23 protein-coding genes are annotated in these 20,061 nt (G+C 35.4%); 7 read left to right on the top strand and 16 right to left on the bottom strand.

The window, feature by feature from the left end:
- Window positions 1-105 precede the first annotated feature (105 nt).
- The 3 genes from ACODST_RS17615 to ACODST_RS17605 are packed head-to-tail and all read left to right on the top strand — an operon-like array spanning window position 106 to window position 1,109.
- Window positions 106-417, top strand: coding sequence for a YbbC/YhhH family protein (locus ACODST_RS17615; protein WP_488933416.1), 312 nt, complete (start codon window positions 106-108; stop codon window positions 415-417).
- Between the two features lie 32 nt (window positions 418-449).
- Window positions 450-692: a redox-active disulfide protein 2 gene (locus ACODST_RS17610; RefSeq protein WP_488933415.1), complete on the top strand. Its 243-nt coding sequence runs from the start codon at window positions 450-452 to the stop codon at window positions 690-692.
- A gap of 15 nt (window positions 693-707) precedes the next feature.
- A complete protein-coding gene (locus ACODST_RS17605) occupies window positions 708-1,109 on the top strand; it encodes a hypothetical protein (RefSeq protein WP_488933414.1) in 402 nt (133 codons plus the stop codon).
- Between the two features lie 314 nt (window positions 1,110-1,423).
- Here the strand turns inward: ACODST_RS17605 and serB are convergent, their stop codons facing one another.
- From serB to ACODST_RS17575, 6 genes are all read right to left on the bottom strand, one after another.
- On the bottom strand, window positions 1,424-2,653 hold the full coding sequence (serB, locus tag ACODST_RS17600; RefSeq protein WP_488933413.1) for a phosphoserine phosphatase SerB: 1,230 nt from the start codon (window positions 2,651-2,653) through the stop codon (window positions 1,424-1,426).
- Between the two features lie 158 nt (window positions 2,654-2,811).
- Complete coding sequence (locus ACODST_RS17595) at window positions 2,812-3,249, bottom strand: VOC family protein (protein WP_488933412.1); 438 nt, start codon at window positions 3,247-3,249, stop codon at window positions 2,812-2,814.
- A 108-nt stretch (window positions 3,250-3,357) separates the two neighbouring features.
- The gene (locus ACODST_RS17590; protein ID WP_488933411.1) at window positions 3,358-3,795 is read right to left on the bottom strand and encodes an SRPBCC family protein; all 438 of its coding nucleotides are present in this window, start codon (window positions 3,793-3,795) and stop codon (window positions 3,358-3,360) included.
- 1 nt (window position 3,796) lies between these two features.
- Window positions 3,797-4,207, bottom strand: a complete 411-nt coding sequence (locus ACODST_RS17585) for a VOC family protein (protein WP_488933410.1) — start codon at window positions 4,205-4,207, stop codon at window positions 3,797-3,799.
- 116 nt (window positions 4,208-4,323) lie between these two features.
- Window positions 4,324-4,728: an SRPBCC family protein gene (locus ACODST_RS17580; RefSeq protein ID WP_488933409.1), complete on the bottom strand. Its 405-nt coding sequence runs from the start codon at window positions 4,726-4,728 to the stop codon at window positions 4,324-4,326.
- Window positions 4,729-4,768: 40 nt separating this feature from the next.
- A complete protein-coding gene (locus ACODST_RS17575; RefSeq protein ID WP_488933408.1) occupies window positions 4,769-5,179 on the bottom strand; it encodes a VOC family protein in 411 nt (136 codons plus the stop codon).
- 142 nt (window positions 5,180-5,321) lie between these two features.
- On the opposite strand from ACODST_RS17575, the gene ACODST_RS17570 reads away from it, so the two are divergent.
- A complete protein-coding gene (locus ACODST_RS17570) occupies window positions 5,322-6,284 on the top strand; it encodes a GlxA family transcriptional regulator (protein WP_488933407.1) in 963 nt (320 codons plus the stop codon).
- Between the two features lie 152 nt (window positions 6,285-6,436).
- Here the strand turns inward: ACODST_RS17570 and ACODST_RS17565 are convergent, their stop codons facing one another.
- The 7 genes from ACODST_RS17565 to ACODST_RS17535 form a co-directional block, all read right to left on the bottom strand.
- The gene (locus ACODST_RS17565; protein ID WP_488933406.1) at window positions 6,437-7,090 is read right to left on the bottom strand and encodes a murein L,D-transpeptidase catalytic domain-containing protein; all 654 of its coding nucleotides are present in this window, start codon (window positions 7,088-7,090) and stop codon (window positions 6,437-6,439) included.
- Between the two features lie 41 nt (window positions 7,091-7,131).
- A complete protein-coding gene (locus tag ACODST_RS17560; protein ID WP_488933405.1) occupies window positions 7,132-7,578 on the bottom strand; it encodes a hypothetical protein in 447 nt (148 codons plus the stop codon).
- Between the two features lie 171 nt (window positions 7,579-7,749).
- Window positions 7,750-8,982: an ATP-dependent Clp protease ATP-binding subunit ClpX gene (clpX, locus tag ACODST_RS17555; RefSeq protein WP_488933404.1), complete on the bottom strand. Its 1,233-nt coding sequence runs from the start codon at window positions 8,980-8,982 to the stop codon at window positions 7,750-7,752.
- 178 nt (window positions 8,983-9,160) lie between these two features.
- The gene (gene clpP, locus ACODST_RS17550) at window positions 9,161-9,835 is read right to left on the bottom strand and encodes an ATP-dependent Clp endopeptidase proteolytic subunit ClpP (RefSeq protein ID WP_488933403.1); all 675 of its coding nucleotides are present in this window, start codon (window positions 9,833-9,835) and stop codon (window positions 9,161-9,163) included.
- Window positions 9,836-10,021: 186 nt separating this feature from the next.
- Window positions 10,022-11,344 (bottom strand): trigger factor, encoded by a 1,323-nt coding sequence (locus ACODST_RS17545; protein WP_488933402.1) that lies wholly within the window; start codon window positions 11,342-11,344, stop codon window positions 10,022-10,024.
- Window positions 11,345-11,460: 116 nt separating this feature from the next.
- Complete coding sequence (locus ACODST_RS17540) at window positions 11,461-11,805, bottom strand: phage holin family protein (protein ID WP_488933401.1); 345 nt, start codon at window positions 11,803-11,805, stop codon at window positions 11,461-11,463.
- A 55-nt stretch (window positions 11,806-11,860) separates the two neighbouring features.
- A complete protein-coding gene (locus tag ACODST_RS17535) occupies window positions 11,861-12,625 on the bottom strand; it encodes an alpha/beta fold hydrolase (RefSeq protein ID WP_488933400.1) in 765 nt (254 codons plus the stop codon).
- 210 nt (window positions 12,626-12,835) lie between these two features.
- Here ACODST_RS17535 and ACODST_RS17530 point away from each other — a divergent pair, with 210 nt between their 5' ends.
- Window positions 12,836-14,233 (top strand): hypothetical protein, encoded by a 1,398-nt coding sequence (locus ACODST_RS17530; RefSeq protein ID WP_488933399.1) that lies wholly within the window; start codon window positions 12,836-12,838, stop codon window positions 14,231-14,233.
- A 54-nt stretch (window positions 14,234-14,287) separates the two neighbouring features.
- On the opposite strand, the gene ACODST_RS17525 is transcribed toward ACODST_RS17530, so the two are convergent.
- The 3 genes from ACODST_RS17525 to ACODST_RS17515 form a co-directional block, all read right to left on the bottom strand.
- Window positions 14,288-15,145, bottom strand: coding sequence for a DUF4249 domain-containing protein (locus ACODST_RS17525; RefSeq protein WP_488933398.1), 858 nt, complete (start codon window positions 15,143-15,145; stop codon window positions 14,288-14,290).
- 3 nt (window positions 15,146-15,148) lie between these two features.
- Window positions 15,149-17,422, bottom strand: a complete 2,274-nt coding sequence (locus ACODST_RS17520) for a TonB-dependent receptor (protein WP_488933397.1) — start codon at window positions 17,420-17,422, stop codon at window positions 15,149-15,151.
- 79 nt (window positions 17,423-17,501) lie between these two features.
- Window positions 17,502-18,215: a pyridoxine 5'-phosphate synthase gene (locus ACODST_RS17515; RefSeq protein WP_488933396.1), complete on the bottom strand. Its 714-nt coding sequence runs from the start codon at window positions 18,213-18,215 to the stop codon at window positions 17,502-17,504.
- Between the two features lie 116 nt (window positions 18,216-18,331).
- Between ACODST_RS17515 and ACODST_RS17510 the strand changes: the two genes are divergently transcribed.
- Together ACODST_RS17510 and ACODST_RS17505 are read left to right on the top strand one after the other, a co-directional pair.
- Complete coding sequence (locus tag ACODST_RS17510; RefSeq protein ID WP_488933395.1) at window positions 18,332-18,991, top strand: CBS domain-containing protein; 660 nt, start codon at window positions 18,332-18,334, stop codon at window positions 18,989-18,991.
- Between the two features lie 99 nt (window positions 18,992-19,090).
- Window positions 19,091-19,975: an NAD kinase gene (locus ACODST_RS17505; RefSeq protein ID WP_488933394.1), complete on the top strand. Its 885-nt coding sequence runs from the start codon at window positions 19,091-19,093 to the stop codon at window positions 19,973-19,975.
- Window positions 19,976-20,061 lie beyond the last annotated feature (86 nt).

Below are 20,061 nucleotides of genomic sequence, written 5' to 3'. Positions count from 1 at the left end.
TTGGCTTATAGAACCCTGAAAAAAATACCGTATCAAATTAAAGTTTTAACTCTTATTTTTTTAATCAGCATCTTTAATTCCTGCTCTGAGGTCACTCATCTGAAATTGGGAAAAGAAAACGCTGAAAAGGAATTGAAAAATGCACTTAATGTTAGTGACTCCAAACAGCATAATCTTGTTGATAATAAGAAACTACTAATAAAAGACCATACTACTGCCATAAAAATAGCTGAACCTATTCTTTTTGGGATTTATGGAGAATCACAAATTAAGGATCAGAAACCTTACGAAACCTATCTAATTGATAATTATTGGGTTATCAACGGGACATTATCGTTTGAAAAACTAGGTGGGACATTTTTAATTATTATTGACGCAAAAAACTCAAAAGTTTTAAAAATTACCCATTACAAATAACTCTTTAGTCTTCTCTTATAAAATTATATAAAATGAAAAATACTAAATTCCGTGAAATGAGCAGCGAAGAGCTGATCAAAACGCAGAAATCGCTAAAAACTGTAACTTATATTTTTGGGGTTGTATTGCTGCTGCTCTTTGGGCTTAATATGTTTCTTATTGCCAATAAAGGTTTTAGCGCTTCGAATATTATCCCGATTGCACTGCTTCCTATTTTCATTTTAAATATGAATACTTTAAAAGCAATCAAAAAAGAACTGGAATCCAGAAAATAAAAAAAGTCACTCTTCATGCCCAAAAAAGTCTTTCTCTATTTATTTTTTATCTTTCTGGCACAAAAATCAACTTGTCAGGAGGCTGAACCATTAAGTCATATCCAAAAAAAACTTTATGAATTTGAAACAGTTCAAGTAAAGCCCGAATTTAATGGCGGCAAAGATAAATTTACAGCATTCATTTTAGAGAACTTCAAAAAGACAAAGACAGGCGAAAATTTTAAAGGACCAATTTCTTTAAATTTTGTTGTTGAAATGGATGGCTCGATAACCAATGTTTTTGTTAATAATAAAATGGGAAACAAAGCAAAAAAAGACCTTCAAAAAGTGATCCTGAAATCTCCAAACTGGCTGTGTGGAGAACATGAGGGATATCACGTTAGAACTAAAGTTAATTTAATTTTTGAGATAATTTAAAGACGCTAATTCTATTGGTCCGCATGAGGGATAGTAGTGGAAATCCTTTTATGGTTTCCGATAGCTATCGTAAACCATAAAAGATTGTAACGAATAGCCCGACCCGCCTTTTTCTGGCGGGACATGCCCAAATAAAAAAACCTCAGTTCTTTATTAAAAAGACTGAGGTTTTGTTTTTTTAGTTATGTATGTCATTTCGACATAAGGAGAAATCTTCACTAGAAACTCCGCAATCAAAATTGTCAATCTTTGTCGAGTTACTTGCGAAGATTTCTCCTTACGTCGAAATGACAAAAATCGTAAACAATAATTTTCTACATCATATCAATATATCTATCATGATATCCTAAAAGGTATAAAACACCATCCAATCCTAAACTTGAGATTGAAGTAGAGGCACTTTCTTTTACTTTTGGTTTTGCATGAAAAGCAATTCCTAAACCAGCTAAGTTTAACATTGGAAGATCGTTTGCTCCGTCACCAACCGCAATGGTCTGGTTAATATGAATGCCTTCTTTTTCTGCAATGGCTTTAAGGTATTCGGCTTTCTTTTGTCCGTCTACAATATCTCCTAAATATTTACCAGTTAATTTCCCGTCTTTTATTTCTAACTGATTGGCATGAACATAATCGATTCCAAGTTCTTTCTGCAGGTATTCACCAAAATAGGTGAATCCTCCTGACAGGATTGCGGTTTTATATCCGTAGTATTTCAAAGCTTTCATCAAACGGTGTGCACCTTGTGTAATAGGCAGATTTACTGCCACTTTCTGAAGTACCTCTTCGCTTAAACCTTCCAGCAGCGCCATACGTTTTTTGAAACTTTCGTTAAAATCAATTTCACCATTCATAGCCGATTCTGTAATAGCACGAACCTGATCGCCTACTCCGTTAAGTTCAGCCAGCTCGTCGATAACTTCGGTCTGGATCAATGTAGAGTCCATATCGAAACAAACCAAACGGCGGTTTCTTCTGTAAATATTATCTTCCTGGAATGAAATATCGACATTTAGCGTTCTGGAAATTTCCATAAAACTTGCCGTCATGATAATCTTGTTGACAATTTCTCCCGTTACAGATAGCTGAATACAAGAACGAGGATACTGTTCTTTTTCGACAATAGAAGTTCTTCCTGTTAAACGTATGATAGAATCAATATTTAAATTTTGATCAGACATTATTTTAGTAACGGCTGCCAGTTGTGAAGCCGCCAGTTTTTCGCCTAAAATATTAATGATATAACGCTGCTTAGACTGTGATTTTACCCATTTTTCATAATCCTCAATTGAAATAGGGATAAATTTTACTTTAATTTCCAATTCGTAAGCTTTGAACAACAAGTCTTTCAAAACAGGTGCAGATGAAGAGCCTGCAGCAATTTCAAACAAAATCCCTAAAGAAAGCGTGTCGTGAATATCAGCCTGGCCAATATCTAAGATATTCGCATCATAAGCTGCCAATACGGCTGTTAAACCTGCTGTAACCCCTATTTTATCGTGTCCTGAAACTTTTAATAAAATAATTTCTTTATCCTCTGCTGCCATTTTATCTAAATTGATTTTGAAAGCGACAAAAATCGGTAATCTCCTGATGATAAAAAAGAATAATCCTTGTTTTTTTAAAACGAAAAAGCACATTTTCATGTGCTTTTTCAAGTAATTTAACAATTATGTTTTACTATTGAAATAACATAACTTTTACATTATTTCATTGGTTCATTTTTATCGAAACTTACCATCCAGTTTACCCCGAATTTGTCTTTAAACATTCCGAAATAAGATCCCCAGAAAGTATCATTCATGGGCATTTCTACTTTTCCACCAGCCGAAAGTCCATTAAAGATTTTATCTGCCTCTTCTTTACTTTCTGTATTGACAGAAACAGAGAAATTATCTCCAAAACCTACATCTCCGTATTTCGGATGACTATCACTTCCCATTAAAATAGTATTCCCAATTGGAAGTGAAACGTGCATGATTCGGTTTAAAGCCTCTTCTGAAAGCGGTGCATCTCCTTCTTCTGTTGGAGCATCTTTATATTTTCCGATATATGGAAAATCACCGCCAAAAACTGATTTATAAAACAGGAACGCTGCTTCGCAAGTTCCGTTAAACATTAAATATGGATTTATTGCTGCCATGATGTTTTATGTGTTTTAATGTTAATTGTTTGTTGCTTGTTGTTTACAAAAAATAATTCTTTATTCTATTCTCTTTATTCTATTCTCTTTATTCTATTCTCTATTTTCTCACCCTTCAGCCAACTCCTTAATAATTTCTAAGGCTTTAGGAAAAGCATCTTTAAAATAATCGAGATGTTGTTCAATTACATCTACTTCTACATGAAGATCTACAAAATCGCCTTTTTGATCTAATCTATACGTTTCCATTGAACCGCTCCATTCATTCGCTTTATCATCAATAGGTACTTCTTTAAAATCCTTTATTTCTCCCAAATGTTTAAAAGCCATATATTCATACGGAATTTTCTTTTCAATAATGCTATTCATTCCTCCTCCGCCTGGTCCTAAAAAATAAATTTTGTCCCCTTCGTTCCAATTCGATTCAGCGTAACTCCCTTCTGCAAAAACGCTTGTCCACTTTCTATAGGTGCTATCGTCCCATAAGACTTTCCAAATTTTTTCTTTAGAAGCCTTTATCTCACTATTAAATACTAATTTTTCCATCTTAATCTGGTAATTTACTAAAATCCATAAATAAAACATTCCAACGATGACCATCTAAATCGGCAAAACCGCAGCCGTACATCCAGCCCTGACTTTCAGCGGGAGGAGCAAAAACAGTTCCGCCGGCTTCTTTGACTTTTTCCGCTAATTCGTCAACTTCTTCTCTACTTTCGGCATCGATCGAAATCAATACTTCCGAGCTTAATTTAGTATCGGTAAGGCCGTTTTGAGAAAAACCTGAAAAAAGCATTTCCTCGAAAAGCATTACTACAAAATGTCCTTCACCTACAACCATGCACGTCGAACTTGGCGTATCATGCTGTTCATTAAACGAAAAACCAATTTTCCAGAAAAAGTCTTTCGCTTTTGCCACATCCTTTACAGGAAGATTCAACCATATTTGTTTTGTCATTTTTTGTTTTTTTTGTTGGGTTAGATATTTTTTTTTATTTCTTTTTAAACCATATAAGTAATGTAAGCTAAATTAAGTTTGTATTATTTGAAAAGGTGTTACTTTAAGGTGTCTGATTAATCAGCCTCAACATAACTTTTAAAATTATCCAGAATAGCCTGCCAGCCGGCACGCTGCATTTCTTCGGGGTTTTGGGTTTCCGGATCAAAACGCTCTATTATCTCAACACCATCTGCTGTTTCTGTAAAAGTAATTTCAACTTTTCTTCCGTCAGCCATAACGTACGAAAGCGCTTCGTTTGGTTTTACTAAGGTAAATTCACCTTCAAAATCAAAACTCATACTTCCGTCTTTTGCTGCCATAGTCGATTTGAATTTCCCTCCTTCTCTCAAATCAGCCTCTGCGTAAGGCGTATGCCAGTCAGGAGAAGCGAAGCTCCATTTTGTAATATGTTCCGGAGTATTCCAGAAATTCCAGACTTTATCAGGAGATGCCTTAACTGTGTTTTTAATTGTGATCATTTTTATAGTTTTTGTGATTTGCTTCGTTTTAATTGATTATTTACATGTTCTCCGGAATCTGGCTTTCATCCATAAAGAAAACTTCCCAATGATGCCCGTCTAAGTCCAGAAAAGTTTTTTGATACATCCATCCATAATCCTGCTCTCTTTTATAATCGGTTCCACCAGCCTTAACTGCTTTTTCAAGCATTTCATCTACTTTCTCCCTTGATTCTAACGAAATAGAAATAAGGGCTTCACTGGTTGTATGAGAATTACAGATCTGCTTGTCTGTAAAAGTCTGATAAAACGCTTCTGCCAAAAGCATGACATTGATGTTTTCACCAATGACAATGCAAACTCCTTTTTCATTTGTAAATTTCGGATTCACAGAAAAACCTAATTCGTTAAAAAATTTTATCGCCTTATTCAGCTCTTTTACAGCCAGATTTAAATACATTTTCGTTTCCATAAGATATAAAGTTACAATTATTTAAAAACAAATTTAGTTTTTTAAAGCCTCCTTCCGGATACAATAAAAGTCAACTTTAGGGGCATTTAAGACAAAATACTTACATTTGTTCTGCCATTAATTTTCCAAAAAACCATCCATCATGAGCAAGAAAGTAGGTTTAATCGTTCCTCACGATTACAAATTATTAAGTATAGCCGCCATTTTAGAAGTTTTTGAAACAGCGAATAAATTAAGCAAAAAACCTGAAAAACCTTTCGGAATTACTATTTTTCAGTCGGCTGAACAAATCGATCAGGAAAACTTATTTGGATATGAAGTCAACGCTATTGAAAATTCAGAAGCTTTAGATTTAATTCTGATTCCGGCTTTTACCACTGATAATATGGCCGAAATGATTGCCAAAAACAGGAAATTTATTCCCTGGCTGCAAAAACAGCATAAGGCAGGAGCCGAACTGGCGAGTTTTTGTACGGGAGCTTTTTTGTTTGCGGCTTCGGGCTTATTAAACGAAAAACTGGCCACTACTCATGTTGACGCCTGCAGTGCTTTTACCAAAGCTTTTCCGCTTGTAAAACTAAAACCCGAAGAGACTTTAACAGCAGACGGCAGTTTGTATACCAGCGGCGGTTCAACCTCAACTTTCCATTTATTGATTCTTTTAATTCAAAAATACTGCGGAAATGAAACGGCGGTACAGATTGCCAAGATCTTTTCTATTGATTTAAACCGCTACAAACAGAGTTATTTCAGTACTTTCAGACCCAATCATTTGCATAACGATGCTCTGGTCGCCCAGCTGCAGCAAAAAATAGAAAGCCAGTATCATAGTATCGAAAAACTGGAAGAAATCACTAAAGATATCCCTACAAGCGCCAGAAACATGACACGCCGTTTTAAACAGGTAACCGGAATTCCGCCCATTGAATATCTGCAGAATATAAGAGTAGAAAGTTCAAAAAAATACCTGGAACAAACGCAGCTTTCGATTTCAGAAATTATCGAAAAAACCGGCTACAACGACCCAAAGGCTTTCCGTAAAGTCTTTTATAAAATGGTCGGAATGAAACCTATTGAATACCGCGAGAAATTTAGGGTGCAGTAGTTTTTAGGAGCAGATCGATTCGTTTTTCAAAAGAACCTTTGATTCCTGCTCTCCACTATATCTTTTGTTGTCTCGTTAGAAAAACGAGACAACAAAAGGATGCCGTTTCGATCAGGGCTAATTAGAACGTTTTATTTTCATAACTACCAAAATCAGGACTTGATAATCCACATTAAAACTTTTTTATTCGTTTTCAAAAGTGCATCAATTTCTTTCATGCTTTCGTTTGAAACTGCCGGACAGCCCCAGCCTTCCGGTGTTCCTTCAGGATAAACTTCATTATCCGAAACAGCCTCCCAGGAATGCAGAACGATGGCTCGGCTTCGGGCGTTGGAATTCGTCTTGTCTTTTCCCTGCAGAACATAATTAACTTTGATTCCCCACTGACTCACACCACGATCTAAAATCACATATTTTCCCAGCGAAGAACAATGCGAATCAAATTCATTACTAAGCTGCGGTTTCTCTTTTGAAGAGGTTCTGCCCCATTGATTGTCTCCACAGCCATGACTTACCATATACGATTTAACGGTTTCTTTCTTTTTAAAATCGTATACAAAAAAACGTTTTAATCCGGAATGCAGTCCTAAGTCGATTAGGATAAACTGATTTTTGTTTAAATTATTCGTTATACAGTACTCTGCTGCTGCTTTATAATAATCGCTGTAGTTGATTTCATGCCGGGCTTTTTCTTTTGAAACTATTTCGATTTTATGTTTGTTTTCAGAAACGGTTGTTGTTTTGTTTTCTTTATTACAAGAAAATAAAAAAACAACCAGCACAAGTAAATAATGGTTAATTGCCATGCCCTTCCCTATGAATAAACTGATATCAAAAAAACATTAAATTAATACGTTATAAAAAGTGCCTCTCCTCCTTTTAAAACATAATTAAAAGAAAATATTCTATTCTCTTTCATATACACATAAACAAGAGGAATATTGTTACTGAGAACAATATAAGAATCGTTTGTTTCATGTAAAAACTTTACTTTATCTCCTTTAAAATCTGCGTAATTTACAACTTGAAAATTAGAAGAATCAAATGCTTTAATTTTTTCCTTCCTTAAGTTCGATAATAACATTTCAATAAATTTCATTCTTTCAGTAGAGGAAACTTTAGGGTCGGTAACGGGCTCAAAATAAATATACTGATCGGCGATAAACTGTGCCGATTTATTTTGAATAAAAACGGCCTTTACAAAATCATTGATTACAGCCGTTTTCGCCTGACTGAAAATAGTGGTCACAGAAAACAGCATTAAAAATAACAGACTCCGTTTTATTTTTTTCATAATTCTATTTTTAAACTAATATAGGATTTTTTCTCAGTTTTGTAATTTGTTTCATTCAAAATTAGTTGTTGATAGTCATAAAAAAAACCTGCCCAAATAAATGAACAGGTTTTATAAAATTTGAACTTTTCAAAGTTTAAAACTTAAAAAAGTGTGTTGTACTATATTTTCTTAAGAAGCAATTTCCATTCGCTTCAATAAATTTTTACTTAAGGTATGTTCTGCATAATCTTTATCAATCGATAAAACTTTATCTTCAGAACTTGGCAGTTCGTACATCGCATCTGTTAAGATCGCTTCACAAAGCGAACGTAATCCGCGGGCACCTAATTTGTATTCTAAAGCTTTATCTACAATAAAATCTAAAGCTTCATCGGTAATACTAAATTCAACATCATCCATTAAGAACAATTTCTGATATTGTTTTACCAATGCATTTTTAGGCTGTGTCAGGATAGCACGAAGCGTTTCTTTGTCTAACGGATCCATATGTGTTAAAACCGGTAAACGGCCAATGATCTCCGGAATAAGTCCAAAATCCTTAATATCTTTTGGGATAATATATTGTAACAAATTGTCTTTGTCGATATTATCGGTATTCTTAGAAGTAGAATATCCTACAGCCTGACGGTTTAAACGTTTTGAAATAATACGTTCTACTCCATCAAATGCTCCTCCTGCAATAAACAGTATATTTTGGGTATTTACTTCGACAAATTTCTGGTCCGGGTGTTTACGTCCTCCTTTTGGCGGCACATTTACAACGGTTCCTTCTAATAATTTTAATAACGCCTGCTGTACTCCTTCTCCGGAAACATCACGTGTTATAGACGGATTATCGCTTTTGCGGGCAATTTTATCAATTTCATCTATAAATACAATTCCTCTTTCGGCTTTGGTTACATCATAATCGGCGGCCTGCAGCAAACGGGTTAAAATACTTTCAACGTCCTCTCCTACATAACCGGCTTCTGTTAATACAGTCGCATCTACAATGGCAAGGGGAACATCCAGCATTTTAGCGATCGTTTTGGCAACCAGTGTTTTTCCTGTTCCGGTCTGTCCAACCATGATAATATTACTTTTTTCAATCTCTACCTCATCGTCTAACTGCTGCTGCATTAAACGTTTGTAGTGATTGTAAACGGCAACCGACATTACTTTTTTTGTCTGATCCTGACCAATAACGTACTGATCCAGAAAAGCTCTGATTTCTTTTGGCTTTTTTAGGATTAAATCTCCAACCAGTTTAGAGCTTCCGCTGGATTTTAATTCTTCTAAAACAATTCCGTGTGCCTGCTCAATACATTTATCACAAATGTGTGCATTGATACCGGCTATTAATAAATTAGTTTCTGGCTTTTTTCTTCCACAAAACGAACATTCTAATACTACTTTTGCCATTCTTTATTTAAGTTATTAAGCTGCAAAGATACTAAGTTTCTAAGGTTTTCGATTTAATTAAAACTTAAAAACTTAATCCTTTACAGCTTAAACTTTTATTTTTTGTTTGATTTTCAGGTTAAACAGAAATACCTAGTCCCGATAGCTATCGGGATAATAACCTTAGAATCTTTTAAAATTATCCTCTTGTCAAAACTTCGTCGATCATTCCGTATTCTTTTGCTTCGTCAGCGATCATCCAGTAATCACGCTCACTGTCTTTGTGAACTCTTTCAAAGGACTGACCTGAATGCTGCGAAATGATGTGGTACAATTCATCTTTCAGTTTCAGCATCTCACGTAAGTTGATTTCCATGTCTGTAGCAACACCTTGTGCTCCTCCGGATGGCTGGTGAATCATTACTCTTGAATGCGGCAACGCAGAACGTTTTCCTGCTGCTCCTGCACATAATAAAACGGCTCCCATAGAAGCTGCCATTCCGGTACAAATCGTAGCCACATCCGGCTTGATGTACTGCATGGTGTCATAAATTCCTAAACCTGCGTAAACACTTCCTCCCGGAGAGTTTAAATAAATCTGGATATCTTTTGAGGCATCGGCACTTTCTAAGAATAATAGCTGTGCCTGAACGACATTGGCAATCTGGTCATCGATTCCGGTTCCCAGAAAGATAATTCTGTCCATCATTAATCTGGAAAAAACGTCTAAGATGGAAACGTTTAACTGACGTTCTTCAATAATATTCGGAGTCAAATTCATTGGCGTCATAGCGCTGATGATTTTGTCATAATACATGCTGTTTACCCCGTGGTGCTTTGTAGCAAATTTTTTGAATTCTTTACCGTAGTTCATATGTATGTGTTCTAAGTTTTACGTTTTATTTTGTTGTATACTTTTTCATCTTCTGCAAAGGTCATACCTTTTTATAAAGGATGCCATTATGTCTGAAATGGTTCTTTTATTTGTTTAAAACAGGAAACAAAAAAAGCGTCAGAAGAAAAAATCTCCTGACGCTCAAATATAATTATTTTTCAGAAATTATTCTCCGTAAGAAGCTGCAATAAATTCCTCGTAAGTTACTTCTTTAGTTGTTGGATTTGCTTTTTCTTTAAACAATTCTAACAATTTCTCAGCTACAACCTGCTCAGAAAGTCTTTTCACTTCATCCTGGTTAGATAAGACTCTTGCCACAATTCCTTCTACTTCTTCATTAGTTGGATTTGTCTGACCAAATTGAGCCATTTGCTGTCTGATTGCATTTGAAGTGAAAGCTTTCAGATCTTCAAAAGTAATCTGGATGTTGCTTTGTGCCATTGCTTTTCCTTCGATCAGCTGGAAACGTAAACCTTTTTCAGATCTTGCGTACTCTACTTCAGCTTCTTCGGCAGTTAATTTTTTCTCTCCTACAGTCTGTAACCATTTTTTTAAGAATTCAGCCGGTAAATCGAATTTTGTGTTTTCGATTAAGAAATCCTGAACATCTAATAATAGTTTTTGGTCAGCCTGCTGAGCGAACTGAGCTTCTGCATCTTCTTTAATTTTAGCTTTTAATTCGTCTAAAGAAGCTACTTTTCCTTCACCAAAAAGTCTGTCGAATAATTCCTGGTTTAATTCAGCCGGCTCAGAACCATTGATTGCTTCAATAGTAAAGTTTACCTCAACATCTAAACCATGAACACCTTCATGCCCCACTTTTAAGTAATCCATTAATTGGTGATCGTCGTCAAATAAACCTTTTGTGCTTACTGTAACTACATCTCCAACTTTTTTACCTGTGAATTGTTTTTGAGCTTTTTTACTGAATGCTTCTACAGCAATTGTAGTTGTATTGTTGATTCCGTTTGCTTCGCTTGAAAAAGTTCCGGTTAAGTCAGATTTTGCATCAGATACTTCTTGTGGAATTGCTTTTCCAAATTGTTTTTGGATACGTTCTACTTGTCCGTCGATTAATTTATCGTCAGCTGTAACGATATACTTTACGATATTATTTTTAGCTTCAAGATCAATTTCGAAGTTTGGCACTAAACCAATTTCGTATTCAAAAGTTAACTCTTCTGCATCCCAGTTAAAATTTTCGTTTACTTTAGCAAGAGGAGTTCCTAAAAGATTTAATCTTTCAGACTGAATATAACGCTCTAAAGCCAAATCAACTACTTTTTTAATTTCTTCCTGTTTAATACCTTTTCCGTATTGTTTTTCAACAAGATCTTTAGGCACAGCGCCTTTTCTAAATCCTTTTACCTGAGCCAAAGGCATTTTTTCGTTAATTCTTTTTGCCACTTGACCTTTGTAATCCATATGAACAACGTTCATTACAATTGTCTCGTTTACAGCGTCTATTGCTACTCTTTTAATATCCATCTTCTTCTTTAATTTACATAATAAAATTGGGTTGCAAAATTATAAAATTTTTGCAACCCAACCAAGTTTTTAATGTATTGTATTTGAAGCAGTTTTAATCTGCTTTCCATTTTCTTTTATTTATCGTCTCCTACTATTTTATAAGTAATAGACTGAAGTATAGACAAAATAACACTAAAGATCAGTGCTGTCCAGAACGAATCGACCGCAAATCCTCCGACGATGTTAGTGCACAATAAAATAATAAGGGCGTTGATTACCAGCAGGAATAAGCCCAGCGTTACCACTGTAACCGGAAGCGTGAGTATTACCAGAATTGGTTTTATAAAAACATTCAGCAATCCTAAAACCACAGCAACAATTAAGGCTGTTGCAAAACTGGCCACATGAACCCCTGACAAAATGTTAGACAGTAACAAAACCAAAGCGGCGGTAACAAGGAGTCTGAGTAATAATTTCATAGTTTTTACAATTTAAAATTTACTTTAAAAGTACTAAATTTTTTATCAAAAATTACTACTCTTTCAAAAACTCTGCTGTCATTTCAAAAAACAGTTTAGGGTTTTCGGCATGAAGCCAGTGCCCGGCATTTGGGATTGTTTCCAGTTTAAAATCCGGAAAATGTTTTTTTATTCCGTCCAGATCAGCATCCTGAATATACCCTGAATTCCCTCCTCTGATAAACAATACGGGTTTTGAGAAAGTCAGGTTTTCTGCCAGCGGTTTTCCAATTGCATCCAGATTGTTATTAAACGCCTCTAAATTAAATCGGAATGCCAGTTGTCCGGGTTCTTTCCAATATAAGTTTTTTAATAAAAACTGGCGGGTTCCAAAATCCGGAACATAAGTGGTTAAAACAGCTTCCACCTCATTTCGGCTTGGTTTTACTGAGAAGTCAACCGCATTTAAACCTGCCAGAATATCTCCATGATGCTGTTTGTAAAATCTCGGACCAATATCTGCTACTATAAGCTTATCTACTATTTCCGGATACGTCGCAGCGAAAAGCATGGCCACTTTTCCTCCCATCGAATGTCCCAGCAGATCAATTCGGGTTAACTGACTGGCCCGGCAGTATTCGTAAACATCCTGCACCATTGCTTCGTAACTCCATTCCTCCGAATGAAAACTGCGTCCGTGATTTCGTAAATCAAGAATATGAACCTGAAATCCGGCTTCTACATATTGTCCTGCCAGTGTTTTCCAGTTGTCAGACATTCCTAAAAATCCGTGCATGATGACAAAAGGTTTTCCTTCGCCTTCTATTTTTGAATAAAGCATTACTGTTTTGTTTTAAAAAATTTTAGCACAAATTTAAAAAACTTAATCTATTATTCTTTAACAGAATGTTTTATCGCTACTATTTCTCTTAAAGTCTATTAATAAAAAAAAGTTTACTTTTTTACGGTTTCCCGTAAAGTTTTAAATTTTAAAAAAGGTATCTTGCGGCCTAAAACAGAACCAACAATTTCATTTAATTAAACACAAATCATGATCAGAAAATTCGTTTTATTATCATTAGTTGCGTCGCAGCTTATGGTTTCTTGTTCAAGTGACGACAGCAATGACGAAACTAAACCGGAGACAGAATTAACTTTAGAAGAACAGATTGCTGAAATTCTTAAGCAGCCGTACTCTAATTTAACTCCTTCCCAACAAAAAGTAAAACTGGAAGCCGAAGCCAACGACATGCTTGTTCAGCTGGATAAAACCAAAAGTTCAAGTGCCATTGAAGCTCTTGAAAACTTATCAAAATTACTTACTCAGAGCCCAGTTGATATTTTCGACGGAAAAAGCACAAATGGTGTAGAAGAAATATTAACCGTATCTGGAGTTTACGGTATCTATACCTGGAACAGTACTGAAAAAATCTGGATCAAAACAGCTTCAACTTCTGAACTAAAATTCGTTTTCCCTGCTAAAGAAGGACAAACTACCAACAACGCCGCTTTATCTTCTAAAAGCACTTCTTCTGATATAAAAGTATCGAATACTGACACTTACGGAGAATGGGGATGGGATGAAGAAACTCAAACTTACGGTCCAATTACACCAGACATTCTGGACTGGTATTACTTACCAACCTCTGTTGATGCTGTTTTAACAATAGATGGAACACAAGCAGCTGCATTAACTCAAACAGCTAAATATACCGGCGGAAAAGAAACTCCGACTGACTTTGCCTACAAAGTAACTTTAAATGACGGTTATACCTGGGAAATGAGCAGTGTAAAAGCAGCTCAGAGCACCGCTAAAGCAACACTTACTTACAATGGAAAAACTTTAATTGATTTTAATTCCGGAAGTAATGCTGACATTGACAAATTAATTGAAGGAGAAGAACTTCTTCAATACAGAGGAAAAGCAAATGGTTTATTCCAATTAATGGACAACTTTGTCATTGTTGCCGATATGGATTTAGTTGCTGAAGGAACTGATGAGGCTGCATTAGAAAATTCTTTAAAATCTCCGGAATATCCTGATTACTCAAGTCCAAATACTGACTTTAAAGCTTATTATGCAGCACTAAACAATTATAATAAAAAATATTCTGAAGGAAGTGTCGCTAATTTCAACAAGAACATAAAGCTGATTTTAGTTTCTAAAAAAGACGGAACTAAGATAGCTGATATTATAGATCATACTGAAGAAAACGACAGAAACAGCTATTACACTACAATTCCTGTATGGACAGTTAACCAGTGGTATCCTGACGGTACCTGGATGGAAGGTACTGAGCAGGTTAAGGTACAATACTATAAAGAAAGTTACTATTTAAAATTTGGTGATAACACACAAGCAGCTATGAGCACTTACTTCTCTGAAGGATTTGACGGTTTTATGACTAAATTTGAAGACTTCTTAAGTGGTTTTAACAAAAAACAATAATCGCTTTTAAAGCATTACACTAATAACAGCCGGTTTGAAATATTCAGACCGGCTTTATTTTTTTGGAGGTGTTTTAACGATTAAGGTACTCTGACCGTATCCTGCCCAAATACCAATTCCTCCTTTTATATTTGATTTTAAACTCGTATTAGACGGGTAAATAGGATTTTTACTGTTTACAATTTCATTCTGCCAGCTGTTCCAGAAATCCAGTGCTTCTTTGGTCTGGGTCCGCAGTTTTACATAAATCAAACTTCCATCCTCAAAATACGGATCAAACTGTGTATTAGGAAACAATATTACCCCTCTGTTAACCTTTACCGAAACCGAAGCTGTTTCAAAGTTTTTATCATCTAAATTACCATAAAAAGAAGGCACAAAAACGGGTTCTTCCCCTTCAATTTTTGTCGCTATCTGGTAATAGTTTTTTTCATTGGCCGGATCATCAAACTTTACAAAAATATATCCAGTGGTATCAGTCGGTTTAGTCTTAACATATTCAGCACTTTTAAGCTCTACTGATTTTGGAATAGCCGACACTGCTTCTACCACCCTGTTCAGATATTCAATTTTAATAGAATAAGCTTTCCCGGCTTCTCCTTTTAAAGTATTTCCGTAATACACAAATGGCGGTATTCTGTTTTTATCATTCTTAACTTTTAAAACCTCTGAATTTATACCATCTGAAACTGTAATTTTAGCCGATCTTATAACATGGTTCAACACATTCGTTGTATCCACAACATCGGTAACGGGAATACTGCTGGACAATAATACATTGGCATAATCACCTTCTTCAATCCAGCCCTCTACCACTATTTTTGATTCTGTACTCTGCTTCATACTAAAATCATCGCCCGCACAGCTTAAGAGCAGTAATACAAAAAACAATACACTATAATATTTTTTCATATTCTAAAATTTAAACCTCCAGCTTATCGAAGGCAGAATTCGGTATAACACTTTTTTATCCTGAGTTGTTTCTATTTCATTTGCATTTTCAGTCTTCCTCACATTCAAAACCACATAAATAGGATTGGTAATATTGAAGGTATTATAAATTGAAAAGTTTAAAGCGCTTTCTTTTTTGGCGCTTTTAACAAAGTAATAATTGGCCGAAAGATCTGTTCTGATATAATCCGGCATCTGCGCATTATTATATCCTGAATATTCCTTAACCGGATTGTTATTAATAAAATACCAGGAGGTAGGCATTGTAAACCTGTTGCCTGAACCAAATAACTGTGTCACCCCAAAATTCCATCTGGAGTTTAAATCATACATTACCACTAAGGCCAGATTGTGTCTTCGATCGTATTTTGCAAAATAGGTTTTTCCGTTATTCAGTTCGTCAAAATGACGATTTGACCAGCTTAAGGTATAACTCAGCCAGCCGGTAAATTTTCCGTTGCTTTTCTTCAGCATCATTTCAAACCCGTATGCTTTTCCTTCTCCCACATACAAATCATTTTTAAAAGTGGTAATTTCATTAAACTGAGTAATGCCATATGGATATTCAAGCAGGTTTTTCATAGAACGGTAAAATCCTCCAAAAGAACTGGAAAAACTTCTTGAAATCTTTTGATCTGAACCAATCGAGAATTCATCAGACGACTGCGGCTTTATGCCGTCAGAACTTGCTATCCAGAAGTCGGTCGGGATTCCAACGCTTGAAGTTGTAATCAGACTTAAATACTGGTATTGTTTATTATAGGAAGCATAAAACGAATATTTTTCATTTGCAGCATAATTCACTAAAACTCTCGGCTGAAAATGCAGATAAGCATCCGCTCCTGAGGTATAATAATTCATTCTTAAGCCCAATTCAGCGGTTATATTTTCAGACAGTTTGGGTTTGGCACTCACAAAAAGTGCCGCCTCATTGGCATTAATATTCTGAAGTGAGCTATTATCCGTTGTTGTCAGATTCTCGACACTTACTTTTTGAGGCTGCAGATTATGATATACATATTGTACTCCCGATTCGAAAGGAATGTTTTTTACCCGAAACTGTACTGCATTTTTAAATCCGAAATCTTTTACATAAGAAGCCACATTAAACTGAATCGCTGCCTGTTCCATACGTAAGTCATTAGAATACTGACTAAAATAAACGGAATTAATCATACTGGTTTCAGAAGATAATTTAGTTGTTAACGAAGGAGAAACCGTATAATTACTCCATTTTAAATTAGTACGCAATGCCAGTTCCGGATCGTTTATTTTTAATTTATCGGCACTCAAAAACGCATCAATTGACAGAAGGTGCTTTGGGAAAATTTGAGATAAAAAAGTAAAATTGGCATCCGAAAAACCATATTTCATATCCTGAACATCGTTATCTCCTGAATCAGACTGCAATAATGGCCCTACGACTTCGTCTATATAGGTCTTTCGGCCCGAAATATAAAAACCCGTTTTATCTGTAACAGGAACCGCCAAAGTAAGTTGAGAAGCCAGAATACCTGCATTTCCCTGAACAGAAAATTCGGCTGGTATTTTTTTATTGGTATTAAGCAGTGTAGTCGAACTTAGACGTCCGCCATATTTTGCATTTGAACCTGATTTATCAAATTCGACATTCTTAATATGGTCTGTATTATAAAAAGGAAAAATACCCAGTAAATGTGACATTCCGTATACAGGCGCCTCATTGTAAAAAATCGCATTATGCCCCGGATCTCCGCCGCGTACATACAAATAGCCATTGGCATCTCCAGAATTCTGAACACCCGGAGTTAACTGTAAAAGTTTAATAACATCTGTTGTTCCCGACAGTGTTGGAACAGCAGACAATTCCTTTAAATTAAACGAAAGCCGGCCGCCTGATAAAGTTTTGACTCCTTCTTTCTTATCATTGGAAATAACCACTTCCTGCAGCTGTGCGATATCTCTTTCTAAAACTACAGCAATTACCGTATCTTTTACGGCGTTACAGTAAATGGTTTTTGGGACAAAATCTAAATGACTGATTTTTGTAGTCAAAGCCCCCGGAGGAATGCTTTTGGAAAAATTACCCAGTGAATCGGTAATAGTATAATATTGCTGCTGGTGCCTGTCAAAAGTGATTGTAACACCTTTCAGGTTTAGATTTTCAGAAGATTTGACATTTCCCGAGATTTTTATGTCAGACTGAGCATAAAGACCGGAAAAAGCCGCTAAAAAAAAGAGGGCAAGAGATTTTAACACGTACTTTTAATAAGAGAAGTGCGAAAGTAAACAATTATAACCCAATTACATCAGGTTATAATTGTTTTAATCTAAAATCTTATTTCAATTTATTCAGATACATATTCATCACATTATCCAGTCCCAGATAAAGTGCTTCTGAAATTAAGGCGTGTCCAATTGAAACTTCCAGTAATCCCGGAATATTTTCTTTAAAGAATTTTATATTGTCCAGACTTAAATCATGACCGGCATTGATTCCTAATCCCAGTTCATTAGCCAGTCTGGCCGCTTCAGCATACGGATCAATCCCTTTTTCATTACCCAGACTATATTGATGCGCAAAAGATTCTGTATACAATTCAATTCGGTCAGTTCCTGTTTTTTTTGCCCCTTCGATCATTTCTAAAACCGGATCCACAAAAATAGAGGTTCTGATTCCGTTTCTTTGGAACTCCTGAATAACTTCGGTTAAATAACCTTCATTTTTAATAGTATCCCATCCTGCTGATGATGTAATGGCTCCAATCGCATCCGGAACCAGTGTAACCTGATCCGGTTTACATTCTAAAACCAGATCGATAAAATTGTGCTGTGGATTTCCTTCGATATTATATTCAGTTGTAACCACTGACTTTAAATCACGCGCATCCTGATAGCGGATATGGCGTTCGTCCGGACGCGGATGAATCGTTATACCCTGCCCTCCAAAACGCTGAATATCGGCAGCTACTTTTAATAAATCAGGTACATTTCCGCCTCTGGCATTTCGAAGCGTTGCGATTTTATTGATATTTACACTTAACTTTGTCATATAAATAGATAATTAATTCTGGTAACACTATATTTGTTACGACAAAAATACAAAGTAAAACACAGCTGTTTTTGGTATTTTTTGATTATTTTGCATCAAATATCTTCCATTGATTTATGACAGAAATTACAAACTATATCACAAATGATTTCAGAGCGATTGATAGTCAGGAAACGATAGCCTCGGTTCAGGACTTTTTTATCGATGTGAATTTTTCTCATTTTCCGGTTTTAGAGGACGGTGTTTTTATTGGAAGCATCTCTTCTGATGATGTTGAAACCTTTGACACAGACAAGAAAACAATTGATTACAAATACACTCTGGAACGTTTTTTTGCCAGAAAATCAATGGTATGGCTTGATGTCCTGGAAATTTTCGCAAAAAACCACACCAATGTAATTCCAATTCTTGATGAAAACAACCTTTACATTGGGTATTATGAAATGGAAGACATTATGAAATTCTTTCAGGAAACTCCGTTTTTAAAAGAACAGGGAGGAATTATCATTGTACAAAAAGGTCTTCTGGACTATTCTATGAGCGAAATTACCCAGATTGTAGAAAGTAATAATGGTAAAATCCTGGGATGTTTTATTTCTGAGGCCGATGTTGAAAATGTTCAGATTACGATAAAAATCGGATTAGGGGCTATGAACGAAATCATTCAGACTTATAGAAGATATGGCTACGAAATCATTTCAGAGCATCAGGAAGACACCTATATTAACAGCTTAAAAGAACGCTCTGATTATCTGGACAAATACCTTAATATATAAGTTATGAATGTGCCAATGAGAAAATTAGTTAATTAAACAATTTTCGAATTTGCAAATTATCTAATTGACACATTGACTAATTCTCTAATTTAACAAAGAATGAAAATAGCCATTTACGGACAATATTATCAAAACAGCACAGAACCTATTATTAAAGATATTTTCACCTTTTTCAATACCAATAATGTAGAAATGGTAATTGAAGAAAATTTCCTGAAAATGCTTTATGAAAAAGAGCTAATAAAAAAAGAATATAAAACTTTTTCTCCAAGCACTACACTTGACAGCAGTTTTGAAATGCTGATAAGTATCGGAGGAGACGGAACTATCCTTAGGGCTGCTGCTTTTGTTCGTAATTCAGGCGTGCCCTTATTAGGCATAAATGCAGGAAGATTAGGATTTCTTGCGAAAGTCCAGAAAGAAAACATAGACATCTTACTACAATATGTAATAGACCAAAATTACACCACTTCTGAAAGAACTTTACTAGGACTAAGCTGCGAACCGTATAACAATGCTTTTGAAGAACTAAATTTTGCCATGAACGAAGTTACGGTGAGCAGAAAAGACACTACTTCGATGATTACTGTCGAAACCTATTTAAACAATGAATATCTCAATTCTTATTGGGCAGACGGACTAATTATTTCTACACCGACAGGTTCTACGGGATATTCATTAAGCTGCGGAGGACCTATTCTGACACCGGATGTTAAAAGCTTAGTAATTACGCCTATTGCTCCTCATAACTTAACTGCCAGACCGCTTGTTATCCCGGACGATACTGAAATTATGCTGCGTGTAACAGGACGGGAAGACCAATACTTAGTTTCTTTAGATTCGAGAATTTCTTCTGTAAAAAACGAATCTATTCTTAAAATAAAAAAAACAGATTATAAAATAAAAATGGTTGAAATTCCGGGCGAAACTTTCCTGAAAACACTAAGGAATAAACTGCTTTGGGGTGAAGACAAGAGAAATTAGACTCTTTTCTTATTCATCACTATACGATAATGCCGCATTTTCTCGTTCTGCATGTAGTGAATCATCATTAAATGGCTCAAAATCAT

The organism is Flavobacterium sp. FG19 (assembly GCF_057809475.1).
Note: the sequence above shows the minus strand (reverse complement) of the source record. Positions and strands in the feature narration are given on the sequence as shown.